Annotated in this window: 2 protein-coding genes; one reads left to right on the forward strand and one right to left on the reverse strand. The window is 45.3% G+C overall.

Annotated features, from left to right (window positions below; translation table 11 throughout):
* Window positions 1-903 (forward strand): HD-GYP domain-containing protein (locus R8269_RS24690; protein ID WP_318222840.1); only part of this gene is annotated, 903 nt, incomplete at its 5' end.
* Between the two features lie 64 nt (window positions 904-967).
* On the opposite strand, the gene R8269_RS24695 is transcribed toward R8269_RS24690, so the two are convergent.
* Window positions 968-1,297: 2OG-Fe(II) oxygenase (locus R8269_RS24695; RefSeq protein ID WP_318222841.1), on the reverse strand; the 330-nt coding region annotated here is incomplete at its 5' end.

Genomic DNA, 1,297 nt, shown 5'->3' on the forward strand with positions numbered 1-1,297 from the left:
CATTGGGATGAACTGCAACATCTCGACCTGCCTGAGTTCGAAAAAGACGTTGCGGCCCTACTCTACCTTTCTGATCGACTAGACTTCATGCGTGCGCGCTATGTAATGAACTGCCACTGTGACATTGTCACTTTGCATGAGGAGTTGATTGCAGAATGTGTATTGGCGAATGCTGGCACCTTATTTAATCCAGCCATGTGCGAAGCCATGGTTAAGCTCATCATGACCGACGGATTTTGGTTCGCGATGGAATCAGAAAACATCGAAACCATTGGTCTGAATTTTAAGAGCATTGATTGGTTACAAAAACAGTTAACCATTTGGGACATGAACAGCCTTGGATTATTTCTGGCGCGCATTGTCGATGCGAAAAGCCCATTTACTTATCAACACTCGCAAAAAGTTGCTGAGTTGTCGCGCTATTTGGCGGGCAAATTAGGACTCGATGAACACGACCAAGAAATGCTGTTTATTGCCGGTTTGGTTCACGACATAGGTAAGCTAAAGACGCCGGATGAAATTCTACATAAGGAAGGCGCGCTCAGTAAGCAGGAATACACGAGAATCAAACGACATACGATAGATACTCAACTTGCGCTGCATAAGGTGTTCCCAAACGCCAAAATCGCAGAATGGGCTTCAAATCACCATGAACGCTTGGACGGCTCTGGCTACCCTTACCATAAAACAGCAGAAGAACTCGACATCCCTTCTCGCATTATTGCCGTTGCCGATGTGTTTCAGGCACTATCGCAAGATCGCCCTTATCGAGGACGAATGAGCCAAACACAAATTGCAGAGATCATGGATGACCTAATTGAGCAGAATAAACTCTGCGCTCACGTCTATGAGGTTTTAGAGCAGAATATGACGGCTTGCTACAACATATCTATTTGCCACTAAAGCCGATTTACGGACATTAAAAAGGGCGCATCACGCGCCCTTTTTAGTATTTAGTGTCTAGATGTTAACTCGCGATATCCAGAAGGTTATCTCTCACACCATTAATTCTGAACCAGCCTGCGATACTGAAACGTTGCGCGTTAGTTGGCAACACTTCATGAGGAAACTGTTCAGATAAGAACACCAGTAGACGCCCCCCACGAGGCGGTATTGTTGCGATTTCTTTGTCATTGAGGTCATAGACGACCAGTTCGCCCGCGTCCTCTTCACTCCAAGATTCATTCATGTAGAACACCGTGGTTAAGCGACGGTTTTCGTTCCCTTTAAAGCAATCAAGGTGTTTTTGGTAAAAATCGCCTTTTTCGTACTTAGCAAAGTGCGCTTCATACTCAAA

The sequence above is a fragment of the Vibrio sp. Vb0667 genome, assembly GCF_033391095.1.